The organism is Natronomonas salinimetallica (assembly GCF_013839515.1).
GTDB lineage: Archaea > Halobacteriota > Halobacteria > Halobacteriales > Haloarculaceae > Natronomonas.
Map to the genome: position 1 here is coordinate 77477 of NZ_JACDNQ010000011.1, position 19896 is coordinate 97372.

Here is a 19896-nt window from a genome sequence, read left to right on the forward strand (position 1 = left end):
GCCGCCCGATATCGGCCTATAGCTTTTATTCTCCCCGGAGGGAATGATCGGTATGAGTATATATGAGTCCGATCTCCCGGGCGTCGGAAAGAAGTTCGAGATCGACCTCGACGACGAGTCGAGGCTCGTCGTCGTCATCCACAACACCGGCAAGCGTGAGGTGTTCCGGCGCGAGGGCGAGGATGATTCCGTGAAACTGTTCGAGATCACAGACCAGCTGGCCCGGCAGGTCGGCTCGATCCTGGAGGGCGCGTACTTCCAGCCGATCGCCACCGATACGACCGAGACGATGCTGGACGACAACTCGCTGCTTGAGTGGGTCGACGTCCCCGACGACTCGGGGATCGTCGGCCGAACGCTCGAGGAACTTGATTTCCGCAACGCCACGGGTGCATCGGTCGTCGCGATTCAGCGGGACGACGACACCGAATCCAACCCCGGTCCCGAGACCGCCGTCGAGGCCGACGACACGCTGATCATCCTCGGAACGCGGGAGGCGTGTCACCGGGCGGAATCGCTCGCTTCCGGCGAGGTTGACGACGAGGACGGCGCCTGAGACATGGCGGAGGTCCTCCTCGAGACCGGGCTCATACTCGCGGCCCTCGCGCTCGCGGGAACGGTCGCACGGGGACTCGGCCAGTCGGTCATACCGTTTTATGTAGTCTCCGGGATGCTGATGGGTCCATTCGTCCTCGGCCGGCTCGACGTCCCCGCGGTGGCGGGATACGCGATCGAACTCCAGCCGTACATCACCCTGCTGGCCGAACTGGGTATCGTCTTCTTGCTGTTCTTTCTCGGCTTGGAGTTCAGCCTCGAACGGCTGGTCGAATCGAGCGAGAGGATCGCGAAAGCGGGAACGCTCGATCTGGCCGTGAACCTCCCCGCCGGCATCGTGGTCGCCCTCGCTCTCGGGTGGTCGCTGCTCGAGGCGTTGGTTCTCGGGGGCATCGTCTACGTTTCCTCGTCTGCAGTCATCACGAAGTCGCTCATCGATCTGGGATGGATCGCGAACGACGAATCGAACCCGATCCTCGGGACGCTCGTCTATGAGGACCTGTTCATCGCCTTCTATTTGGCCGTCCTGTCCGCCGTCCTCCTTGGTGGCGGCGAGTTGGCAGCAATCGCCGTCGACGTCGGCACCGCGATGGCGTTCTTGCTCGTGCTCGTGGGATCGGTTCATTTCGGGGCCAGGTACTTCGAGCGGTTTCTCGACGTCGATTCCGAGGAGATGTTCGTCCTCCGGGCGGTAGCGATAACCGTCCTCGTCGCCGGGTTCGCCCTCGCGATCGGCGTCAGCGAGGCCGTCGCGGCGTTCTTTGTCGGGATGGCTTTCTCCGGGACGGACCACCTCCACGACCTCGAGCGCCGGCTCATCCCGCTCCGGGACGTCTTCGCGGCCGTCTTCTTCTTTTGGATCGGGATCCGCACCGATCCGGCCGTGTTCCCGGCAGTCGCGGGCATCATCGCCGTTCTCGTCCTCGTAACAGCGCCGACGAAACTGTTCACCGGGTTCGTGGGCGGCCGGCTCTACGGCCTCGACGACCGGCGTAACGTCCGGGTCGGACTGGGAATGATCACACGCGGGGAGTTCTCGCTCATCATCGCAGCCATCGCGACCGACGCGGTCATCGGGGGAACCGTTCTCACCGAGACGATCCCGGCCGTCGCCGTCGGATACGTCCTCGTGATGAGCATCCTCGGAACGATGCTCATGCAGTACTCGCCGTTCTTCGAGCGATTCGTCCTCAACGAGGGACCGGTCCCCGAATGAACGCGAACCGTCGCCATCGGTCCGGCTCTCTGTTGCCGGACAGAACGGTCGCTACGTTCGATAGAGAGCCGTTCCGGGTCGACAGTGTCGACGGCCCTGTTCGACGATATACCGGAACCTTCGCGGTGCCCCCTTCCGACCCGCGATGACGATGCCCCGGCTCCCGTGGCAAATGGCAAACAGGCGGCGCATGCCCTCCAGCGATCCGTGCGCCGCACTCCCGCCTCGGCGGATCGCCGACGATCGTTCACACGATGTGGGGTCTGCCCCCGTCTCAGTATATAAACAATTGGGAGAGATACGTTCACTTCCACCTCGGTGGCCGAACCCTTATACAGTGAAGCGACGAACTCGTCAGTAGATGGCGACAGCTTCCGGCGAGCCGGAGTACATCGAAGGGCCGCTCTTGGTGGACGGCCTACTCGAAAAGCGTAGCTATCAGCTCAGCCTCGCCGAAACCGCCGCGACGGACCATACGCTCGTCTGTCTGCCGACCGGGCTTGGAAAGACGGCGGTCAGTTTGCTCGTCACCGCCGAGCGGCTGGCCGAACACGGTGGGACCTCGCTGCTTCTCGCGCCGACGAAGCCGCTCGTCCAACAACACGCCGCGTTCTACCGCGAGGCGCTTTCGGTGGATGACGACGATATCGTCGTCTTCACCGGTGCCGTTCGTCCCGACGACCGCGCCGATCTCTGGGAGTCGGCACGGATCGTCTGTGCGACGCCACAGGTGATCGAAAACGACCTCGTCGGCAACCGGATCTCGCTTGCTGACGTGACGCACGTCACCTTCGATGAGTGCCACCGTGCGACCGGCAACTACGCGTACAATTACATCGCCGACCGCTATCACGCCGATGCGGACGAGCCGCTCGTCACCGGGATGAGCGCCTCCCCGGGTGGCGACAAAGAGGAGATCCTGACGGTGTGTGACAACCTTGGGATCCGTGACGTGGCGGTGATGACCGAGAACGACGCCGACGTTTCCGCACACACCCACGATACCGACGTCGAGTGGGAGCGCGTCGACCTCCCCGAGACAGTCATCCACATCCGGGACGCGCTCAACGACGTGATCTCCGAGCGGCTGACGAAGCTGAAGGGGCTGGGCGTGACGAACTCGACGGATCCGAGCATGTCCCAGTCCCAACTCAACGCGATCCGCGCGAAGCTTCAAGAGCTCATAAACAACGACAGCTCGGAGGGGTACAAGGGGATGAGCGCCCACGCCGAGATCATGAAGCTTCGGCGTGCCGTCGAGTTGGTCGAGACCCAAAGCGTCGAGTCGCTCCGGCGGTACTTCGAACGCCAGCGCGAAGACGCCAGATCCTCCGGTGCCTCGAAGGCCAGCCAGCGCTTCGTCAGCGACCCCCGAGTCAAGGAGGCGATGCGCCGCGCGGAGGCCTTCGACGACCTCCATCCGAAGTTCCGCCGGACCCGAATCCTGCTCGCACAGACGCTCGGGATTGAGGACGGCGAGCGGGTGATCGTCTTTACGGAGTCACGCGACACCGCGGAGACGCTGACCGAGTTCCTTGGCGAGCACTTCTCGACCCGCCGCTTCGTCGGTCAGGGCGATAAGGACGGCTCCGATGGGATGACCCAGACCGAGCAGAAAGACACCCTCGATGCGTTTCGAAGCGGCGAATTCGAGGTGCTCGTCTCGACTTCCGTCGCCGAGGAGGGCCTCGACGTCCCGGACGTCGATCTCGTGTTGTTTTACGAACCGGTACCGAAGGGGATCCGCTCGATCCAACGGAAGGGCCGCACGGGGCGTGCGAGCGACGGTCGCGTCGTCGTCCTCCTCGCGGAGGACACCCGCGACGAGGCGTTCTTTTGGATCTCCCGGAACGAGGAAAAGCGGATGGAGAAGGAACTGCGGAAGCTGAAAAACCTCGAAGGCGAGATCGAATCCGAAATCAGACAGCAGGCCGGGATCGGCGAGTTCGACGGCTCTGACGGTGGCGGCGGAAGCCGTGACGACAGCGCGGAAGCGGATGGCGGAGCGGACGCTCCGGGCGCTGACGGCCGACCTGACTCGAGCGCCGACTCGAACGACGACGCCGGGGTGGACGGTTCACACGACGCTGGACAGGCAGGCCTCACTGATTTCGCCGGACAGCCGACGGTCGCCGAGGCGACGCCGGACGGCGAGACAGTCGAGATCGTCGCCGACCAGCGGGAACTCGACGCACACATCGCCCGTGATCTCTCGACCCGCGAGGGCATCGAGACGCGGCTCGAAACGCTCGAAGTCGGCGATTACGTCCTCTCGGATCGGGTCGTCGTCGAACGCAAGGCAGTCGACGACTTCCTCGAGACGCTCGTAGGGGGCGACCGGTCGCTTTTCGAACAGGTCGGCGCGGCGGCCCGATACTACGCCCGCCCGGTCGTGATCATCGAGGGCGACCGTCTCTATGAGACCCGAAACGTTCACCCGAACGCGATCCGCGGGGCACTTGCCTCGCTCGCGGTCGATTTCGGTGCGAGCGTGATGCGGACGACAGACGCAGACGATACCGCCGACCTGCTCGACGTCATCGCCCGACGCGAACAAGAGGCCGATGACCGAAGCGTCTCCGTTCACGGCGAAAAGGGCGGCAAGACCCTCGCCGAGCAACAGGAGTACGTCGTCGGATCGGTCGCCGAAGTCGGCCCGGTGACCGCTCGGGCACTCTTAGAGCACTTCGGCAGCGTCGAGGCGGTCATGAGCGCCGATGAAGACGACCTCCGCGAGGCCGATGGCGTCGGCGAGGTGACGGCAGAGCGGATCCGAACCGTGACGAAACGCGAATACGCGAACCGCGACTAGAGCCTGCGGACGGTTTCGAGCGTCTCGGCGGCCTCCCGTGCCGCCGCGAGGAGATCTCGCTTTCGACCGACGTCCCGTGTTTCCTCCGCCCGCCGAGTTAGCGAGGTGATCTCGTCGACGAGCGTCCGCTCCGCCTCCCGGAGCTGTCCGCGCTCGGAGCCGGGCTGCCCCGTCCGCACCCGGTTCTCGGTGACGTCGCGTCCGGACGCCTCGTCAGTCGTCCCGGTCTCCCTTCTCGCGGGCGGGTCGACGCGGGCGGGCCGACGGTCGCGGGCCGGAGTCGGCGGCGAACCGCTGGCCGAGTCCCGCTCGGGTGCACGCCCGGACTCGACGGTACTGCGGTCGGACTCCGGTTCGGCGTCGGGGGCGTCGGCGTCGGCGTCGGGGGCGTCGGCGTCGGCGTCGGGGGCGTCGGCGTCGGCGTCGGGGGCGTCGGCGTCGGGGGCGTCGGCGTCGGCGTCGGGGGCGTCGGCGTCGGGGGCGTCGGCGTCGGCGTCGGGGGCGTCGGCGTCGGTCCCCTCCGTCTCCGGCTGTGTCCCCGTTTCGTCTTCGTCATCAAGGAGTTCGCCCTCCTCCGTAATCTCTTTTTGACAGGTCGGACAGAACTCCTGGCCCTCGTACCGGAACACCGGCGAGTGACACTCCGGGCAGTGACGGTTCGTCATCGTCGCCCCCTGGAGGAGGAGTTCACTCATCTGTTCTGAGGCTTCCCGTTTTTGTTTGTCCCGTTCGTACTTCTCGCGGAGTTTCTCGCGTTCGGCCTCCCGATCAAAATCGCTCATGCGTGTTCCAACGGCTCTTTGCCGCAAAAGGACTGCGCTCGATCCGGCGGGCCGACCGGCGGTTTTTAATCGACACGGGGACGAAAGAGAGGTATGCAGGTGAAATCCCGCCACCACCTTCGGTCCGACGAGATCGACGAGCTGGAGGCCTCCCTCGCCGATCAACTCGGAATCGACCTCGACGGCGACAGCTACGAACGCGTCGAGTTCACCGACGTCGACCGGGACGTCATCCTCGTCGACGGCGACCCGCTCGTCGCCTCCTTCGACGGCGACCTGTTCGTGACCGTTCGTGGCGCGAACACCTACCCGCCCGAAAGCCACGTCGTCACCGTCGATCGCGGGGCGATATCGTTCGTCTCCGACGGCGCGAACGTGATGCGCCCCGGCATCACGGAGGCGACGGACGACATCGGACCGGGCGACCTCGTCGTCATCGTCGAGGAGGTCCACGGAAAGGCGCTGGCGATCGGCCGCGCCGAGACCGATGGCTCGGAGATGATCGGCGAGTCGGGGAACGTCGTCGAGTCGCTCCACCACGTCGGGGACGAGCTCTACGAGTTTCAGGTTTGACATCCTCCCCGCGCTGAACAGTAGTTGCCGAATCAATGCTCTCTGCGATTACGTCTGGACACATGGATCGAAATGAATGTCGATGGCTCCCCCCATATCAATACGTATATACATGAATGCCACCAGCCTCCGTGATAGCTACCGGAGCCCACACGGGCTGTTGGCAGTCAGCGACACTCACCCCGAGGTTCGGCAACCACTGTGAACGGCGAGGCTTTCTCCTCGAACGACGCGTAAGACCTATGCCACCGGCAACCGCTGTCAAAGACATGGGACTCATGAGTAAACTCCTCGGAGGCGGCTCGTCCAGCACCGAGGATTACCTCGAACTCGACGTCGACGACTTCGACACGGGTGCCTCGAACACACGGGTACAGGTCCGGTTCACCGATATCAGCGAGAAAAACGACGTCATCGACATCAAAGACGCCGTCTACGACGGCGACATCGTCGTCGCCGATATCATCCGACACACGACGAGTGACCGGACGATGGAACACATCATCGACGAGCTGAAACAGGTCGCAAACGAGGTCGGCGGCGACATCGTCCAAAAGGAAGACGACCAGCTCATCATCACGCCCGGTGGCGTCGGTATCTCGCGCTCGAAGCTCGGTCGGTAGCCCGTTTTTGTACTCCCCCGCTCGGCCGCCGGGGGCGTTGGGCACCGCCTCGCGGGCCGCGGTGAAACGCCCGAAACGGCCCGGATACGCCGTCCGTATCCGCCAGACGACGGGGATGAATCGGCGCCACGGACGGGTCCCGTGTCATCTCGACTCCGTATACTGCTGGCGGCCCCCGTGTCGAGCGAGTCACGACCCCCGGGTACGATGTCCGTTTGCGACGGACAGCCAGCAGTACTGGCGGTCAGCGAGTCGCTCGCGACCGGCCCCAATGCACCGGTAGCCACGTAATATACGTTAGTTATATTAGTCAATTATATATCGCCGGGCCACGATCGTGACGCTATGACGGCTGCCGATACGTACGAGACCTACGCCGACCGGACCGACGAACCGCGTTTCAGCGACTGGCTCCGGGAACGTTCCGAGCCGGCCTTTAGCGAGGCGGTCGAACATCCCTTTACCGTCGACCTCGGTGCCGGGACGCTCGATACTGATGCGTTCGCGGAGTACCTGCTCCAGGACTACGCGTTCCTCGAATCACTCGTCGGGGGCTTCGGCTTCGCGGTCGGGGAAGCCCCGGGGATCGGCTCGAAACGTCCCTTGATCGAGTTTCTCGACGTCGTGACCGATGAGGAGAGCGACTACTTCGAGCGCTCCTTCGAGGCGCTCGGCGTGCCGGCTGATCGGTACACGGCCCCCGAACGGACCGGGACGACCGACGCCTTCGTGGACCTCCTCGAACGGGCCGCCCGCGAGGGCGGCTACGCGGAGACGCTTGCCGTGTTGGTGCCCGCGGAGTGGATCTACGAGTCGTGGGCGGCCGCGGCCGCGGAGCGCCACGCCGATCCGGCGACGGACCCGCCGAGCGACGGCGCTGGCCTCCCGTTCTACTACGCCGAGTGGATCGACCTCCACGCTACCGACTCGTTCCGTGCGTTCGTCGGGTGGCTTCGGGGACAACTGGATTCGGTCGGCCCGGAACTGTCGGCCGACCGGCGCGGGCGCGTCGAACACCTGTTTGGCCGCGCCGTCGAACTCGAAGTCGCCTTCTTCGATACACACTATCCCGGAGGTGCGTGAGATGGTCTCGACCGCGCTCGTCCTCGGTATCACGGCCGTGACGGTCGCGGCGGTCACCGCGGTCGGTCTCCTCGCCACCCGCGGCCGGGTTCACTCCGTCGAGGACTTCATCTCCGCACGGGACTCCGCCGGTCCCGGGACGGTGACTGCGACGGTCGTCGCCTCGATGATGGGGGCGTGGATCCTGTTTAGCCCCGCCGAGGCGGGCGCTGCCTTCGGCGGCCTGCCGGCGATCCTGGGCTATGCGGTCGGGAGCGCGATCCCGCTGTTGTTGTTTATTCCCGTCGGTTTGCGGATCCGTTCTGTGCTGCCCTCAGGCCACTCGCTGACGGAGTTCGCCTACGCCCGCTTCGGCGCAGCCATGTACGTCTTCGTGCTCGTCGTGTCGGTGTTCTACATGTTCGTCTTTCTCGCCGCCGAAATGACCGGCGTCGCCGGCGCGCTCTCGCTCATCGCCGGCGTCCCCCAGTGGCAGACGGCGCTGCTCATCGGTGGGTTCGTCCTCGTCTACACCGTCTACGGCGGTCTCGTCGCCAGTATCGTCACCGACACGATCCAGACGCTCGTCGTCCTCCCGCTGTTGGCGGTCGGGTTCGGCGGCGCACTGGTCGCGTTGGGCGGGTCGGGTGAACTCCACGCTGCCGCCACCGCCGCCGACGCGACGCTGCTCGATCCCTCCTTTCGCCCCGGCATCGAGTTCGGGATCTACGTCGCCTTTGCGATCCTCGGGGCGAACATGCTGAATCAGGGAGTCTGGCAACGGGTCTACGCCGCCGACGGCGAGGCGTCGCTCCGTCGCGGCCTCGGCGTCGCCGCCGTCGTCGTCGTCCCGATGGTTCTGCTCGCGGGACTGTTCGGCGTCGCGGCGGCGGCTCTCGGCCTCACCGGCCCCGATACCGCGAGCATCGCCTTCTTTCTCGTCCTCGATGCGGCGTTCCCGACGTGGGTCACCCTCGCCATCGTCGTCCTCGTCGTGCTCCTCGTGATGAGTTCGGCCGATACCATGCTTAACGCCATCACGAGCGTCGTCACCGCCGATCTCGCCAGGCTGGTCGATGCCGACCAGCGCACCCTCTGGCTCGGCGGCCGGGGGCTGACGGTCGCGGTCGCGGCCGGTGCGATCCTCATCGGGGCGCAGGGCTACAGCGTCCTCCAGTTGTTCTTGACCGCGGATCTGTTGGCCGCCGCGGTGTTCGTTCCCTTCATCGCCGGGCTGTATACCGAGCGACTCTCCGGCACCGGCGCGATCACCGCGAGCGTCGCCGGCATCGCCGTCGGCGTCGTTCACTTCCCGCTGTTGCGGGCGGCTCTCGCCACCGTCCCCGGCCTCGACGGCGTGTTGCCGGAGCCGTCGTTCCTCGTCGCCTTCGTCGGCGCGACGGCCGTTTCGGCGGGGATTACCCTCCTCTCGACGGCGCTTTCGGACGCCGACGTCGACCTCGATGCGATCGACGGACGGGTTCGCACGCTCGATGACCCGGTCGCCGACGGAGGGACGAAGGCGACCACCGGCGGCGACGAGAAATCGGAGGGGGGCCGATGATCGTCGCCGCGGCCATCAGCCCCACGGTCTTTGCGGCGCTCGTCTGGGGGTCGATCCTTTTGGTGGTGGCCGTCTTCGTCTACGTCGCCCGCATGCTCGTTCTCGACGGCTGATACGACGGCGTATACTGCCGGATATGGCTGTTTGCCCCGTCACCGTGGGCTCGACACCCGTCTGGGGCGTATGCCAGACAGCCCGAAAGCGAACGCCCGCTCACGGCCGGCGGTTCGCGGCCGGCAAGCGCCGGGTTTAACGCCCCGAGACGGCTATCGGGCGCTGTGACCGAGGACGAGCAGACGGACCGAAGCCCCCGGATCCGTTCCGACCCCGACGCGTCCGAGGCCGCCTCGCTCGTCGCCGAGTCGATCGAGCGGGGCGCGCTCGTAACGCTCTTCGGTCGGTGTACCGTCGAGTACGACGGCCGAGCGGCCTCGTCGTTGGCGGCGGGGGAGAGACACCTCATGTTGAAGCCCGACGGGACGGCGCTCGTCCACACGGACGAGGGGCAAAAGCCGGTGAACTGGCAGCCTCCCGGCTGTGTCCACGACTGTCGGCTCGACGGCGAGGATCTCGTGGTCGGGAGCCGCCGTTCGTCGCCGGCGGAGCGGCTCACCGTTCGGTTTTCCGCGCTCGCCTTCGCGGCCGCGTTCGACCCAACCGACGAGGAGTCTCTCGACGTGGTCGGGACCGAAGCGGATCTGAAACGCCGGATCCTCGAGGAGCCGTCGCTCGTCGAAGCCGGCTTCAGGCCGCTCGCGACGGAGCGTCGGACCCCCGCCGGTGCCATCGACGTCTACGGGGAGGACAGCGAGGGCCGAACAGTCGTCCTCGAACTGAAGCGGCGGCGCGTCGGGCCGGACGCGGTCGGCCAACTCACCCGCTACGTCGAGGCGCTCGAGCGCGACCTTCATGCCGGTGCGGAGATCCGAGGGCTGCTCGTCGCACCGTCGGTAACCGAACGGGCCAGGGCGCTTCTCGCCGAGGAGGGCCTCGAGTTCGTCCCGCTGACTCCGCCCGATGGCGGAACGTAGAGCCGCTACTCCAGTTCGGACTGTAGCCGTGAGAGGACGTTCAACGCCTCCAGCGGCGTGGTTTCAGCGAGGTCGACGGCCGCGAGTTCCGCGAGCAGCGCCTCCCGGCCGCCGTCGGTGCTGGCGGCCTCCGGTTCGGGGCGAGCAGCCGTGGCCGGCCGAGCCGACGCACCACTACCGTCGAGCAACTCGCTCGCCCGGTCGACGACGCCCGCGGGGACGCCGGCCATCTCGGCGACCTCGACGCCGTAGGAGGCCTCGGCGGGACCTGCCCGGAGGTCGTGTTCGAACTCTACGCCGTCGTCGTCTCGAACCGCCGAGAAGTGGTAGTTCCGTGCCCGTGGAAGCCCCTCGACGACGTCGGTCAACTCGTGGTGATGCGTCGCAAAGAGGGTATACGCGCCGACCGAATCGTGGAGGTGTTCGGTCGCCGCCTGCGCGATGGCGTAGCCGTCCCGCGTCGAGGTTCCACGCCCCACCTCGTCGAGGACGACGAGGGAGTTCTCGTCGGCCGCCTTCAGGATCGCGGCGAGTTCGGTCATCTCGACCATGAACGTCGAGCGCCCGCCCGCGATGTCGTCGGAGGCACCGACACGGGTGAATACCCGTTCGACGACCGGCAGCGCCGCGTGTCTGGCGGGGACGAAACTGCCCACCTGTGCGAGTAACGCGACGAGCGCGACCTGACGCATGTACGTCGACTTCCCCGACATGTTCGGACCCGTGAGAACCGCCATCGGCTGCTCCTGCAGGAGCGCCGTGGGGTTCGGGACGAACGACGCCTCGCTCCGTTCGACGACCGGATGACGCCCGCCCTCGATCTCGATCCCCGCCGCCCCGATCTCGGGTCGGCGGTAGCCGTACTCCGCGGCGACGGTCGCGAGCGAGCAGAGCGCGTCCAGCCGGGCGATCGCGTCGGCGGTTCGTTGCATCCGTTCCGTCGCTTCGGCGACCTCGCTTCGGACCTCCCTGAAGAGGCCGTACTCCAACTCGTCGGCGCGCTCGCCGGCGCGGATGATCTCGTCCTCACGCTCTTTCAGTTCGGGTGTATAGAATCGCTCGGCGTTTTTGAGCGTCTGTCTGCGGTGGTACTCCTCGGGGACCGACTCGAGGTTCGGGTCAGTCACCTCGATGTAGTAGCCGTGGACCGAGTTGTGTCCGACCTTCAGCGAGTTGATCCCCGTCCGCTCGCGCTCTTCGGTTTCGAGGGCATCGACCCAGGCCTTCCCTTCGCGTTCCGTCCGTCGGAGGTCGTCGAGGGCGTCGTCGTACCCCTCGCGGATGACGCCGCCCTCCGTGATCTCGACCGGCGGTGACTCGGCGATCGCCGCGTCGATCAACTCCCTGACCGACGGACAGTCGTCGAGTTCGGCCTTGATCTCGGCCAACAGTTCGCTGTCCTCCGTGGCCGCCGACAGGCACGCCCGGAGGTCGGGGACGACCGACAGCGTCGATTCGAGCGCCCGAAGATCGCGGGCGTCGGCGCGACCCCGCGAGACCCGCGAGACGAGCCGTTCGACGTCGTAGACGTCGGCGAGCAGTTCCCCCGCACGCTCTCGGTCGCCGACGCGGTCCCGAAGCGCCCCGACCGCGTCGAGACGCCCCTCGATCCGGGTCGGATCCAAAAGCGGCCGTCGGAGCCAATCCCGGAGCGTCCGTCCCCCGAGCGCGCTCGCGGTCTCGTCGATCGTCTCGATCAGGGACGCACCCTCCAGCCCGTGGACGTGCCGTGGCTCGAACACCTCGAGCGAGCGGAGCGCGACCGCGTCCAAGAGCATGTACTCGCGGGGATCATACCGGGTGAGGTGTGTGAGATACTCCAGCCGGCCGGTCTCGCCGTCGGTCCGAGCGCCACGGGCGTACTCGGCGTAGGCGAGCAGCGCCCCGATCGCACGCGTCTCCGCCTCGCCCGCGAGTGACCCCTCGCCGAAGTAGGAGGTGACCTTCCGCTTTGCGGCCTCGGCGTCGAACGCCGAGCGCTCGTAGGGGGTCACCATGCACTCGGACCCAAACGGCTCCGTCGGGGCATCGGGGCCGACGATCGCCTCCGCGGGGTCGAACCGTTCGAGCTCGTCGGAGACGGCACCGATCCGGTCGAGCTCCGTCGCGTAGAAGTCGCCGGTCGAGACGTCGAGGAGCGCCAGACCGTAGCCGTCCGTCAGGCAGGCGACGAAGTTGTTGTCCGCCGCCGAAAGCAGTTCCGTCTCGGTGAGCGTCCCCGGCGTGACGACCCGGGTGACGGCCCGATCGACCAGCCCCGAAGCCGCCTCGGCGTCCTCGACCTGGTCGGCGATGGCGACCCGGTAGCCGGCATCGAGCAGCGTCTCGACGTACGACTCGGCGTTGTCGATCGGGATCCCCGCCATCGGATACGTGCCGGTCGAGTCCTCCCGTTGGGTGAGCGTGATCTCAAGGATCCTCGCGGTCGCCTCGGCGGCCACACAGAACGTCTCGTAGAAATCACCCACCTGAAAGAGAACGAGCGCGTCGTCGTAGCGCTCACACAACTCGAGATACTGCGACAGCATCGGCGTGAGTTCCTCGGCCTTTTCGGCCATCTCGGGTGGCGGCCCCAGCGCCTCGTCCATATCCGAGCGTGTGTCTCACCGGCCAAATACTCACCGCCATCCCGTCGACCGACACCGTTTTTGACGTCTCGGCCGAACCACGGCTATGCCAGACGACGCCGAAACGATCACGCTCGCATTCGAGTTGGCGGCGCTCGAACGGCTCTTGGATCCATCAGACGTCCTTCGGGACACCCAACGGTGGACGGATCACCTCGGGATCGTAAGCGACGAACCGACGCATCTGGTTCGAAAGCGGGCCCGCGACTACGGGCTCACCCCCGATTTCCTCCCGGGCCCCCGCGATCGGGCCGAGAGCCTCGCGAAGGTCAGACACCAGCCCGAACACGACGCCGACCGCTACGTCTTCGTCTCCGCGGACGAGGGGATGCGATCGGTCGCCGAGCGCCACGAGTGGGAGTTCCGGGAGATAACGGAGGCCGCCGACACGGCCGGATGGCTCCTCCACGACGGTGATCCCGAGGAGGACGACGAGGACCATTCGGGGTGGCCCTGAGACGGGCCGTCGTCGATTTTTATACACCGCCGTCGAACCGTACCGGCGACCGCCGCGACGACAGAACGGCGTCTAGATGCGAACGAGCCGCCCGATTCGCCCGCGTTCGGTAGATTTAACCCCGAACTGGGATATCCACGGATATGAACTTCCGGGAGGAGTTCTGGGCTATCTACCGCGAGGCGTTGCCGATCCTGCTCGTCGCGCTCGCCGGGGGGCTCTTTTCGGGGTTGGTTCTCGAAGAGCTCCTAGAGAGCGTCGCCCGGTTTCCCGGCCTCCTCGTGATGGTCCCCGTCTTTCTCGCCACCCGCGGCAACGTCTACGGCGCGTTGGGTGGGCGGATCTCCAGTGGTCTCCACCAGGGGCTCATACCTCCCGATTTCGAGTGGAACGAACGTCTCGTGAACGCGGTCGTCGCCTCCTTCATCAACGGAGTCACCATCTCGGGCGTCATCGGCGTCATCTCCTGGGTCGCGCTGCAGTTGCTCGGGTGGCCGTCGGCGGCACTTTCCGAACTCGTCGCCATCATGTTGATCGCCGGAACGCTGACGTCCGTCGTGCTCATTTTCGGCCTGCTTGCGATCCTCTTCGGCGGATACAAACTCGGCTACGACCCCGACAACCTGGTCGGTCCGATCGTCACGACGCTCGGCGACGTCTTCGGGATGCTCTTTTTGCTCGTCGCCGTCACCGTCGTCGAGGTGGTGTTCGTCTGATGCCGGCCGCCGACGGGTCGCTCGGGACGTGGGATGCCCGAGCGATCGTCTCGAACATGCTCCCGCTGTTGGTCGTGTTATGTACGATCGTCCTCTGGGCGGGGATCACCCTGGAGGAAGCCGAGGCGTTGCTCGACGAGTTCGGGGTACTCGCGGTCATGGTTCCGACGATGGTCGGCGCGGGCGGTAACCTCGGGACGATCCTGAGTTCGCGACTCACCACGCGACTCCACTTGGGGACGACGAATCTGGATCTCCACGACCGGGTACTGTGGGCGAACGTCGCGGCGGTCTTGGCCCTCGCCGCGACGGTGTTCACGACGCTCGCCGTCGGCGCGTGGATCATCGGGAGACTGATCGGCGCGCCGCTGCCGCTTTCGGCGTTGCTTACGATCTCGCTCGTCAGCGGGATGTCCGTCGCCGTGATCGCCGTCGTGTTCAGTTTCGCCACGACGTACGGGTCCTATCGGCTCGGTATCGACCCCGACGATACCACGATCCCGATTGTGACGAACGTCGTCGATGTGTTCGGGATGTTGATTTTCATCGGCGTATCGACGCTGGTGTTGAGTTGAGATCACCGTATCGACGCCGATCTGAGTTGGCATCGCCGGCCACCGTTCCCGCACGCGTTTCGCTCGTCTCGCCGCGATGAGCCTCTCGCCGCGATGAGCCCCCGCTTTCTCGTCGCTGCGATGGCCGTCACGAACCTCCCGACGACAGTTCGTCGAACCGTTCGGCGGCGGTCCGGGTCCCCTTCGCGATCACGACGTCGCCCGCCCGGAGGTCCGCGTCGGCGTCGGCGACCAGCAACCATCCCTCGCCGGGTCTGCGGATGGCGATGACCGATACCGTCACGTCGGCGTCGGGAACGCCGGCCGAGACCGGTGTGCCATCGAGGTCGCTCCCCGGTTCGATCTCGATGCGGGTGATGATTTCGTCGCTCTCCTGGACGGCCATTCCCACGACCGGATGGACCTCGATATCGCGCAGGACGCCCTCGCTGATATCGATCGCGGCGTCGCTTATCATCTCGGTACTGGTGCCCAAATGTATCAGCCCTCGGAGAGAAACGGGGTCGTCGGCGTTCGCTGCGGCCCGAAGCACCCACGCCTCGAAGCGCGATTCGAGCGCGTCGACTTCGATCTCCAGGTTCTGGACCTCCTCGGCGAGCTCCTCGCTGTCGAAGAGTACGCTGCTGTAGGCGAGATCGACAGCGAGTTCCGAGAGGTTCTTCATGTGGACGATCGTATCGACCGCCCGTTCGAGATCGTCCACCGCGGGCGACTCCGACTCGATCGGTTCGTACTCCTCGCCCGTCATCGACCGATACACCTGTTCTACCTCGGCTTCCGGCCCCCGGAGGAGCGCAACGTCGTCGGTCTCGATCTGCGTCGTCGGCCCCGGATTCAGTAGCCACTCCGACCCCCGGCGCAGCGCGATCACCCGGACGCCCGTCTCGGATTCGAGGTCGATGTCCTTCAGCGTCCGTCCGGTATACGCCGACGTCGTCGAAACGACGCCCCTGACGAGCGTCTCGACCGCGTCCGGCAGCGCCATCCGCATCGCTTCGGGAATCCGGATGTCCTCGAGGACGATCTTCGCGATATCCCCCGCGGCGTCGCTTATCTGGTCGGTAGCGGCGACGATACTGAGCACCGGCGCGAGCCGCTCGGCATCGTCGGGGCTTCTGGCAGCCATGAGGAGGCTCATCCGGGCCCGCATTTCGAGGACGTCCATCCGCTCTTCGAGTTGGAGTACCTCTCCGGCGAGGCCGGTGTTGCGGTGCAACACGGCGGAGTACGAGAGGTCGATGAGTAACTCGGCGGTGTCTTTCATCTCCACCAGCACGTCCTTGACGCTTACCGGCTCGTACGCCACGGGGGATGACGCCTCGCCCTCGAGGGGATCCATACCGGATAGAGCCGGGGGTGCTAAAAAAGGGTTTCCCGGCCCGCGGTCGTCCACTCGGATCCCGATCGCCTCCCGGTTCAGGACCGTTCACGCGCCGGTCCCCTCGCCGGCGGGGTCCACCGGCCGACCCCCGGCGATCCACACGATCGTTCCTCGGGCGGGATCGAGCCACCTGAGCGCCTTTATTACCACCCCGTCACCGGGGCCACAGACCCCCCGAACGGCGCGACCGCCTGCCAGCCAGCCGCGGAGATACGCCGCGTCCCTCCCACCGTCGTAGCCGACGAGTGCGACCGCCGGACCGTCCGCCCGCCCGAACCGACGGCTATCCAGTGCGAAAACGAGGTACGTCCGGACGGAAAAATCGCTGTCGACGACGTACAGCGCCTCGTGCTCGATCGGATCGATGTACGCCTCCAATTCGACGAACGACAGCCCCGTCGCGACCGGGTCGGTATCCACGGCCGTCCCGTCCTCGTCGGTGAACCGCCCGTTCTCCACCGTGAGCAACTCCTCGGCCCGCTCGCGCGCCCACCCGTCGTCCGGCGGGCCGCCGAAGGGCTCCTCCGGGGTGAGTTCGCCCGGGTCGACGCCCCAGTGTGCGTAGTGGAGGTCGTACCCGTCCCGCTCGTATGCGATGAGTGTCCGGTGGCCCATACGCCGCCTGGCCGCGTATTCGGTTATAAACGTCCGGGCGATGAAAACGTCCGGGCGATGAACTAGAAAACGGCCGCATCGCAAGGCGGCGCGCGTCGTGTTATTTGCCGCGGTTGCGGTCCGAACGGATGCTCGGGCGGGTGTGCTCCGTGCCCTTGCCACGTTGTTGTTGACCGCGGCCGCGCTGACCGGCGGAGGTCCGGCCACGGTAGGCCCGCCCGCGCTGGCTGTTGTTGCAGATCCAGCCCAGGTCGTCGTCGTTTTCGATTGCGCCGTGTTCGGGATCGAGGAGGATCACCTCGAACCACTTCTGGGATCCGTCCTCACCGACCCAGTAGCTGTTCAGAACGCGGAGGTTCCGGAACTTCCGGCCCGAACGCTCCTCGGCGATCCGCTGGAGGTTCTTCCGGCGGGTGATCTTGTTGACACCCTGCCGTTTCGAGCGGCGACCGGCCTTGAAGCGCTGTTTGCGGGCGCTACCCTTCCGGACCGAAACGCGGGCGACGACGACGCCCTGTTTGGCCTTGTAGCCGAGCGAGCGGGCCTTATCGAGGCGCGTCGGACGGTCGATCCGTTCGATGGAGCCCTGATCGCGCCACTCCTGTTGTCGTTGCCACTGCAGTTCCGCGAGCTTTCCTTCCTTGGGCGTCTTCCACGCCTCTCGGATGTGTGAGTAGAAGCTTCGTGCCATAGTTTCACCACGGGCGTTGTGTGGTTCAACTTCGCCCGACGGCAACGCCGCCCGCCGAAGTCACATCCCGACCTGCGTAGACAGGTGCCCACCGGTGCCCGTCGTCCGGCGAGATACCCGGATTTCACCACAGGCGCGGTTAAGCGCTTCGAAAGGCACCGGCCGGTTCGCCCGGGACGTCCAGTTTTCGGACGTGAGACTGCACCGGATTCACCGGCGCTGTACTGCGCGATTTTGACCGAATCCGCGACCGGGAACTGCTCTGGATCGGGTCTCGAACGTCCGTTCTTGTTCTACCGAGCGAGGGCTTCGAGATGACCGACGAACCGGTCGACTAACTCCGAACTACCGAGCAGACGGGGGCTTGCGGCGCATGCATCGATGGCACCCGTCTCGACGTCCGGTTCGTAGAAGTTGAGACTACACTGGGTATAGCGGTGGTCTACTGCGTGAATTTGCCCTATTCGGTCAGTGGAAACTGCTTCAGTGTGGTTTCTGCGCACAATAGTTCGGAAGACCGTCCGTCGAGACATTTGAGTTGGAGACACGTCCCATCCTAAGAACTAACACTTTAGTATATTCGCATCTTCAAATCTATCGTAACCATGCTGGAACTCTACCAGTCGGAGGGCTGTCCGTACTGTGCGAAGGTTCGAGAGAAGCTGTCGGAACTCGGACTCTCGTATGTCATTCACAATCCGCGTCTACCCGGTGACGAGGGTGGAGACGTGACCAACCAACTCACCCACGATGAACTCACCGGCGGTGGTGAGGATCAGATTCCATACCTCGTCGACACCGAGCGCGAGATTACGATGTATGAGAGTGATGATATCGTCGACTATCTCGTGGAACACTACGCGTGAACAGGAACATTTCGTACCATGGAAACCGTATGTGAGTGTGGTGAACTATAGTAGAGATCGGAAGAGCGTGTCATAGAACTCTTCACATACTATAATCAGTACGATTACTATTATAGCGTATTACTGATTTAGAGATACGTGCACTAAGTGCACGACGTTTAGAAACAGTCAGAGAGTGCCTTTTCGTTTCCGAATAATGATCTCTCGAACCCGTTCAACGTGGTTTGTCTCGGATTGAACGAATGCTGTGAGGATGGCCTCGACGATCTCGGAGCGGCTGACTCCGAGATCGTCACACTCACCGACCAGTTCATCCACTTCTCGGACGATTTCCTCGTCAACAGCGACTCCGAACTTCTCTTTCGTCATAGCTACGACAAGCGAAGAACAGCGTGCACCAAGTGCACGGCGATTTCAACTCGTCAAAGCTAATTCAGCAAATCATGAGAACTCTTCTATGACACGCTCATCGGAAGACAATACACACTCGATCGCACGGCGGCAGTGCGATCGATGTGTACGTAGTTACGATGTTTACTATATCGAATCCGTGACGAGCGACTCGTTGAAGCCCTACAGACGATTCATACTGGTGGACGAAATCAAATGAAACCGACTCACGAGTGATTCGCCGTTCGCTCCGTCGAACGGCGTGATCCTCGTGCGTCGTGTGTACATTCTTTTGTTCGTCAGTATCAGGATATTCTTCTAGATCGGCCTGATCGCCAATAGCCCAAAGGATTATTGGTATTCGAATACTCGAATATAATATGGCGGACCATTATCCAGCCCTGCAGAACTGTCTTAGATGGAAGCTCGACACCAAAAAGAGCTGCCGAGAGAACAATGTCAACCTATAACCGAGTCAATTACAGCGAAGTCGAGCCGGTCTCGGGAGTGATGCACTTTCTGAAGGAGCCACTCGATAGCGATCGGCTCGGCGTGACCATCGCCCAGTGTGATCCAAACTGGCAGAGCCGTCCGCACGATCACAGCCAGAACAACCACGAAGAGATCTACGTACTGATCGAGGGCAAAGCAACGGTCATCGTCGGCGATGACCCAGTCCCGATGGAAGCTGGTGATGCCATCCGAATCCCTCCCGAAGCGACTCGTCAGATTCGCAACGGAGAAATCCAGAGCATCTTCGTATTGATCAGTGCCGCTGAATGTAAATCTCGAACCGACACCGAACCGGAGTGGAACCTCGATGGCGTCCAAGGGTAATTATAACCTTTTATTACGGTTTGGCATCGATTCTACGCAGCCACCACACCTTTTTAGGCATTAGGAGCTTAGAATATACAGATGACCGAACTCCCCGACGATGAAATCTTCGAGCGGCACGCCGATCTCTGCCAGGTACTGTGCAACGCTAAACGACAGAAGATGCTCTACGTCCTCAAGGACGGGGAGCGGGCGGTGACAGATCTCGCAGAAACCACCGACATCCCCCAGCCGACGGTATCACAGCACCTTCGCAAAATGCGAGACAAGGGTGTCGTGGCGAAGCGAAGCGAAGGAAACCGGAGCTACTACGCGATCCGCGACGAACGGCTCATCGAGGCATCGATGATGATTCGAGAGGTTCTCTTCGACGCCCTCGACGAAGACCAACAGCTCGGCGTCGAAGCCTGAATATCCCAGTAACCGGTTCAGCAGTTTTCGAGGCGGAGCCTCCGGCCTCAAGTCGTGCGGGACCGGAGGTCCCGCTGACCATCCGAACGGACCGTGCGAGGCGGCTTCACCG

The 19896-nt window shown here is 64.5% G+C and carries 20 protein-coding genes; 14 read left to right on the forward strand and 6 right to left on the reverse strand.

All coding sequences use genetic code 11. From position 1 onward, the window contains the following. Nucleotides 1-52: 52 nt before the first annotated feature. From HZR14_RS10090 to HZR14_RS10100, 3 genes are all read left to right on the forward strand, one after another. Nucleotides 53-556: a cation:proton antiporter regulatory subunit gene (locus HZR14_RS10090; protein ID WP_181692743.1), complete on the forward strand. Its 504-nt coding sequence runs from the start codon at nt 53-55 to the stop codon at nt 554-556. Nucleotides 557-559: 3 nt separating this feature from the next. Next, nucleotides 560-1771: a cation:proton antiporter gene (locus HZR14_RS10095; protein ID WP_181692744.1), complete on the forward strand. Its 1212-nt coding sequence runs from the start codon at nt 560-562 to the stop codon at nt 1769-1771. A gap of 361 nt (nt 1772-2132) precedes the next feature. Beyond that, nucleotides 2133-4583 (forward strand): DEAD/DEAH box helicase, encoded by a 2451-nt coding sequence (locus tag HZR14_RS10100; protein ID WP_181692745.1) that lies wholly within the window; start codon nt 2133-2135, stop codon nt 4581-4583. Here HZR14_RS10100 and HZR14_RS10105 read toward each other — a convergent pair. After that, complete coding sequence (locus tag HZR14_RS10105) at nt 4580-5365, reverse strand: Sjogren's syndrome/scleroderma autoantigen 1 family protein (RefSeq protein WP_181692746.1); 786 nt, start codon at nt 5363-5365, stop codon at nt 4580-4582. The genes HZR14_RS10100 and HZR14_RS10105 overlap by 4 nt on opposite strands. Nucleotides 5366-5458: 93 nt before the next feature. Here HZR14_RS10105 and HZR14_RS10110 point away from each other — a divergent pair, with 93 nt between their 5' ends. From HZR14_RS10110 to nucS, 5 genes are all read left to right on the forward strand, one after another. Then, on the forward strand, nt 5459-5938 hold the full coding sequence (locus HZR14_RS10110) for an RNA-binding protein (protein ID WP_181692747.1): 480 nt from the start codon (nt 5459-5461) through the stop codon (nt 5936-5938). A 269-nt stretch (nt 5939-6207) separates the two neighbouring features. Then, nucleotides 6208-6561, forward strand: coding sequence for a cell division protein SepF (locus HZR14_RS10115; protein ID WP_181692748.1), 354 nt, complete (start codon nt 6208-6210; stop codon nt 6559-6561). A gap of 345 nt (nt 6562-6906) precedes the next feature. Next, nucleotides 6907-7644: a TenA family protein gene (locus HZR14_RS10120; protein WP_181692749.1), complete on the forward strand. Its 738-nt coding sequence runs from the start codon at nt 6907-6909 to the stop codon at nt 7642-7644. A gap of 1 nt (nt 7645) precedes the next feature. Beyond that, nucleotides 7646-9187, forward strand: coding sequence for a sodium:solute symporter family transporter (locus tag HZR14_RS10125; RefSeq protein WP_181692750.1), 1542 nt, complete (start codon nt 7646-7648; stop codon nt 9185-9187). A 314-nt stretch (nt 9188-9501) separates the two neighbouring features. Continuing rightward, nucleotides 9502-10218 (forward strand): endonuclease NucS, encoded by a 717-nt coding sequence (gene nucS / locus HZR14_RS10130; RefSeq protein WP_181692765.1) that lies wholly within the window; start codon nt 9502-9504, stop codon nt 10216-10218. Nucleotides 10219-10223: 5 nt separating this feature from the next. Here nucS and mutS read toward each other — a convergent pair whose 3' ends face one another. Next, nucleotides 10224-12806 (reverse strand): DNA mismatch repair protein MutS, encoded by a 2583-nt coding sequence (mutS, locus tag HZR14_RS10135; RefSeq protein ID WP_181692751.1) that lies wholly within the window; start codon nt 12804-12806, stop codon nt 10224-10226. Between the two features lie 85 nt (nt 12807-12891). Here mutS and HZR14_RS10140 point away from each other — a divergent pair, with 85 nt between their 5' ends. The 3 genes from HZR14_RS10140 to HZR14_RS10150 all read left to right on the forward strand — a co-directional run bounded on the left by HZR14_RS10140 (nt 12892) and on the right by HZR14_RS10150 (nt 14593). Continuing rightward, nucleotides 12892-13302 carry a DUF7124 domain-containing protein gene (locus HZR14_RS10140; RefSeq protein WP_181692752.1) on the forward strand — a complete coding sequence of 137 codons (411 nt, stop codon included), beginning with the start codon at nt 12892-12894 and terminating at the stop codon, nt 13300-13302. Nucleotides 13303-13445: 143 nt separating this feature from the next. After that, the gene (locus tag HZR14_RS10145) at nt 13446-14018 is read left to right on the forward strand and encodes a magnesium transporter (protein WP_181692753.1); all 573 of its coding nucleotides are present in this window, start codon (nt 13446-13448) and stop codon (nt 14016-14018) included. Next, nucleotides 14018-14593 carry a magnesium transporter gene (locus HZR14_RS10150; RefSeq protein ID WP_181692754.1) on the forward strand — a complete coding sequence of 192 codons (576 nt, stop codon included), beginning with the start codon at nt 14018-14020 and terminating at the stop codon, nt 14591-14593. Before HZR14_RS10145 ends, HZR14_RS10150 begins: the two co-directional genes overlap by 1 nt. Nucleotides 14594-14720: 127 nt before the next feature. Here HZR14_RS10150 and HZR14_RS10155 read toward each other — a convergent pair whose 3' ends face one another. The 3 genes from HZR14_RS10155 to HZR14_RS10165 form a co-directional block, all read right to left on the reverse strand. Then, entirely contained in the window at nt 14721-15932 is a 1212-nt protein-coding gene (locus tag HZR14_RS10155) for a potassium channel family protein (protein ID WP_181692755.1), read from the reverse strand. 87 nt (nt 15933-16019) lie between these two features. Further along, nucleotides 16020-16589 (reverse strand): DUF6735 family protein, encoded by a 570-nt coding sequence (locus HZR14_RS10160; RefSeq protein WP_181692756.1) that lies wholly within the window; start codon nt 16587-16589, stop codon nt 16020-16022. A 100-nt stretch (nt 16590-16689) separates the two neighbouring features. Then, a complete protein-coding gene (locus tag HZR14_RS10165) occupies nt 16690-17280 on the reverse strand; it encodes a 50S ribosomal protein L15e (RefSeq protein WP_181692757.1) in 591 nt (196 codons plus the stop codon). 605 nt (nt 17281-17885) lie between these two features. Here HZR14_RS10165 and HZR14_RS10170 point away from each other — a divergent pair. Next, nucleotides 17886-18146: a glutathione S-transferase N-terminal domain-containing protein gene (locus HZR14_RS10170; RefSeq protein WP_181692758.1), complete on the forward strand. Its 261-nt coding sequence runs from the start codon at nt 17886-17888 to the stop codon at nt 18144-18146. Nucleotides 18147-18314: 168 nt separating this feature from the next. Here HZR14_RS10170 and HZR14_RS10175 read toward each other — a convergent pair whose 3' ends face one another. Beyond that, nucleotides 18315-18515 carry a ribbon-helix-helix protein, CopG family gene (locus HZR14_RS10175; protein ID WP_181692759.1) on the reverse strand — a complete coding sequence of 67 codons (201 nt, stop codon included), beginning with the start codon at nt 18513-18515 and terminating at the stop codon, nt 18315-18317. A 477-nt stretch (nt 18516-18992) separates the two neighbouring features. Here HZR14_RS10175 and HZR14_RS10180 point away from each other — a divergent pair, with 477 nt between their 5' ends. Together HZR14_RS10180 and HZR14_RS10185 are read left to right on the forward strand one after the other, a co-directional pair. Beyond that, entirely contained in the window at nt 18993-19373 is a 381-nt protein-coding gene (locus HZR14_RS10180; protein WP_181692760.1) for a cupin domain-containing protein, read from the forward strand. Nucleotides 19374-19454: 81 nt separating this feature from the next. After that, nucleotides 19455-19784, forward strand: coding sequence for an ArsR/SmtB family transcription factor (locus HZR14_RS10185; RefSeq protein WP_181692761.1), 330 nt, complete (start codon nt 19455-19457; stop codon nt 19782-19784). Nucleotides 19785-19896: the final 112 nt, after the last annotated feature.

Bases quoted from the DNA above. Each gene is read 5' to 3' on its own strand.
- HZR14_RS10090 (WP_181692743.1), top strand. From the start codon at position 53: ATGAGTATATATGAGTCCGATCTCCCGGGCGTCGGAAAGAAGTTCGAG.
- HZR14_RS10140 (WP_181692752.1), top strand. From the start codon at position 12,892: ATGCCAGACGACGCCGAAACGATCACGCTCGCATTCGAGTTGGCGGCG.
- HZR14_RS10160 (WP_181692756.1), bottom strand. From the start codon at position 16,589: ATGGGCCACCGGACACTCATCGCATACGAGCGGGACGGGTACGACCTC.
- HZR14_RS10150 (WP_181692754.1), top strand. From the start codon at position 14,018: ATGCCGGCCGCCGACGGGTCGCTCGGGACGTGGGATGCCCGAGCGATC.
- HZR14_RS10095 (WP_181692744.1), top strand. From the start codon at position 560: ATGGCGGAGGTCCTCCTCGAGACCGGGCTCATACTCGCGGCCCTCGCG.
- HZR14_RS10100 (WP_181692745.1), top strand. From the start codon at position 2,133: ATGGCGACAGCTTCCGGCGAGCCGGAGTACATCGAAGGGCCGCTCTTG.
- HZR14_RS10115 (WP_181692748.1), top strand. From the start codon at position 6,208: ATGGGACTCATGAGTAAACTCCTCGGAGGCGGCTCGTCCAGCACCGAG.
- HZR14_RS10120 (WP_181692749.1), top strand. From the start codon at position 6,907: ATGACGGCTGCCGATACGTACGAGACCTACGCCGACCGGACCGACGAA.
- mutS (WP_181692751.1), bottom strand. From the start codon at position 12,806: ATGGACGAGGCGCTGGGGCCGCCACCCGAGATGGCCGAAAAGGCCGAG.
- HZR14_RS10170 (WP_181692758.1), top strand. From the start codon at position 17,886: ATGCTGGAACTCTACCAGTCGGAGGGCTGTCCGTACTGTGCGAAGGTT.
- HZR14_RS10180 (WP_181692760.1), top strand. From the start codon at position 18,993: ATGTCAACCTATAACCGAGTCAATTACAGCGAAGTCGAGCCGGTCTCG.
- HZR14_RS10175 (WP_181692759.1), bottom strand. From the start codon at position 18,515: ATGACGAAAGAGAAGTTCGGAGTCGCTGTTGACGAGGAAATCGTCCGA.
- HZR14_RS10185 (WP_181692761.1), top strand. From the start codon at position 19,455: ATGACCGAACTCCCCGACGATGAAATCTTCGAGCGGCACGCCGATCTC.
- HZR14_RS10105 (WP_181692746.1), bottom strand. From the start codon at position 5,365: ATGAGCGATTTTGATCGGGAGGCCGAACGCGAGAAACTCCGCGAGAAG.
- HZR14_RS10145 (WP_181692753.1), top strand. From the start codon at position 13,446: ATGAACTTCCGGGAGGAGTTCTGGGCTATCTACCGCGAGGCGTTGCCG.
- HZR14_RS10125 (WP_181692750.1), top strand. From the start codon at position 7,646: ATGGTCTCGACCGCGCTCGTCCTCGGTATCACGGCCGTGACGGTCGCG.
- HZR14_RS10110 (WP_181692747.1), top strand. From the start codon at position 5,459: ATGCAGGTGAAATCCCGCCACCACCTTCGGTCCGACGAGATCGACGAG.
- HZR14_RS10165 (WP_181692757.1), bottom strand. From the start codon at position 17,280: ATGGCACGAAGCTTCTACTCACACATCCGAGAGGCGTGGAAGACGCCC.
- HZR14_RS10155 (WP_181692755.1), bottom strand. From the start codon at position 15,932: ATGGATCCCCTCGAGGGCGAGGCGTCATCCCCCGTGGCGTACGAGCCG.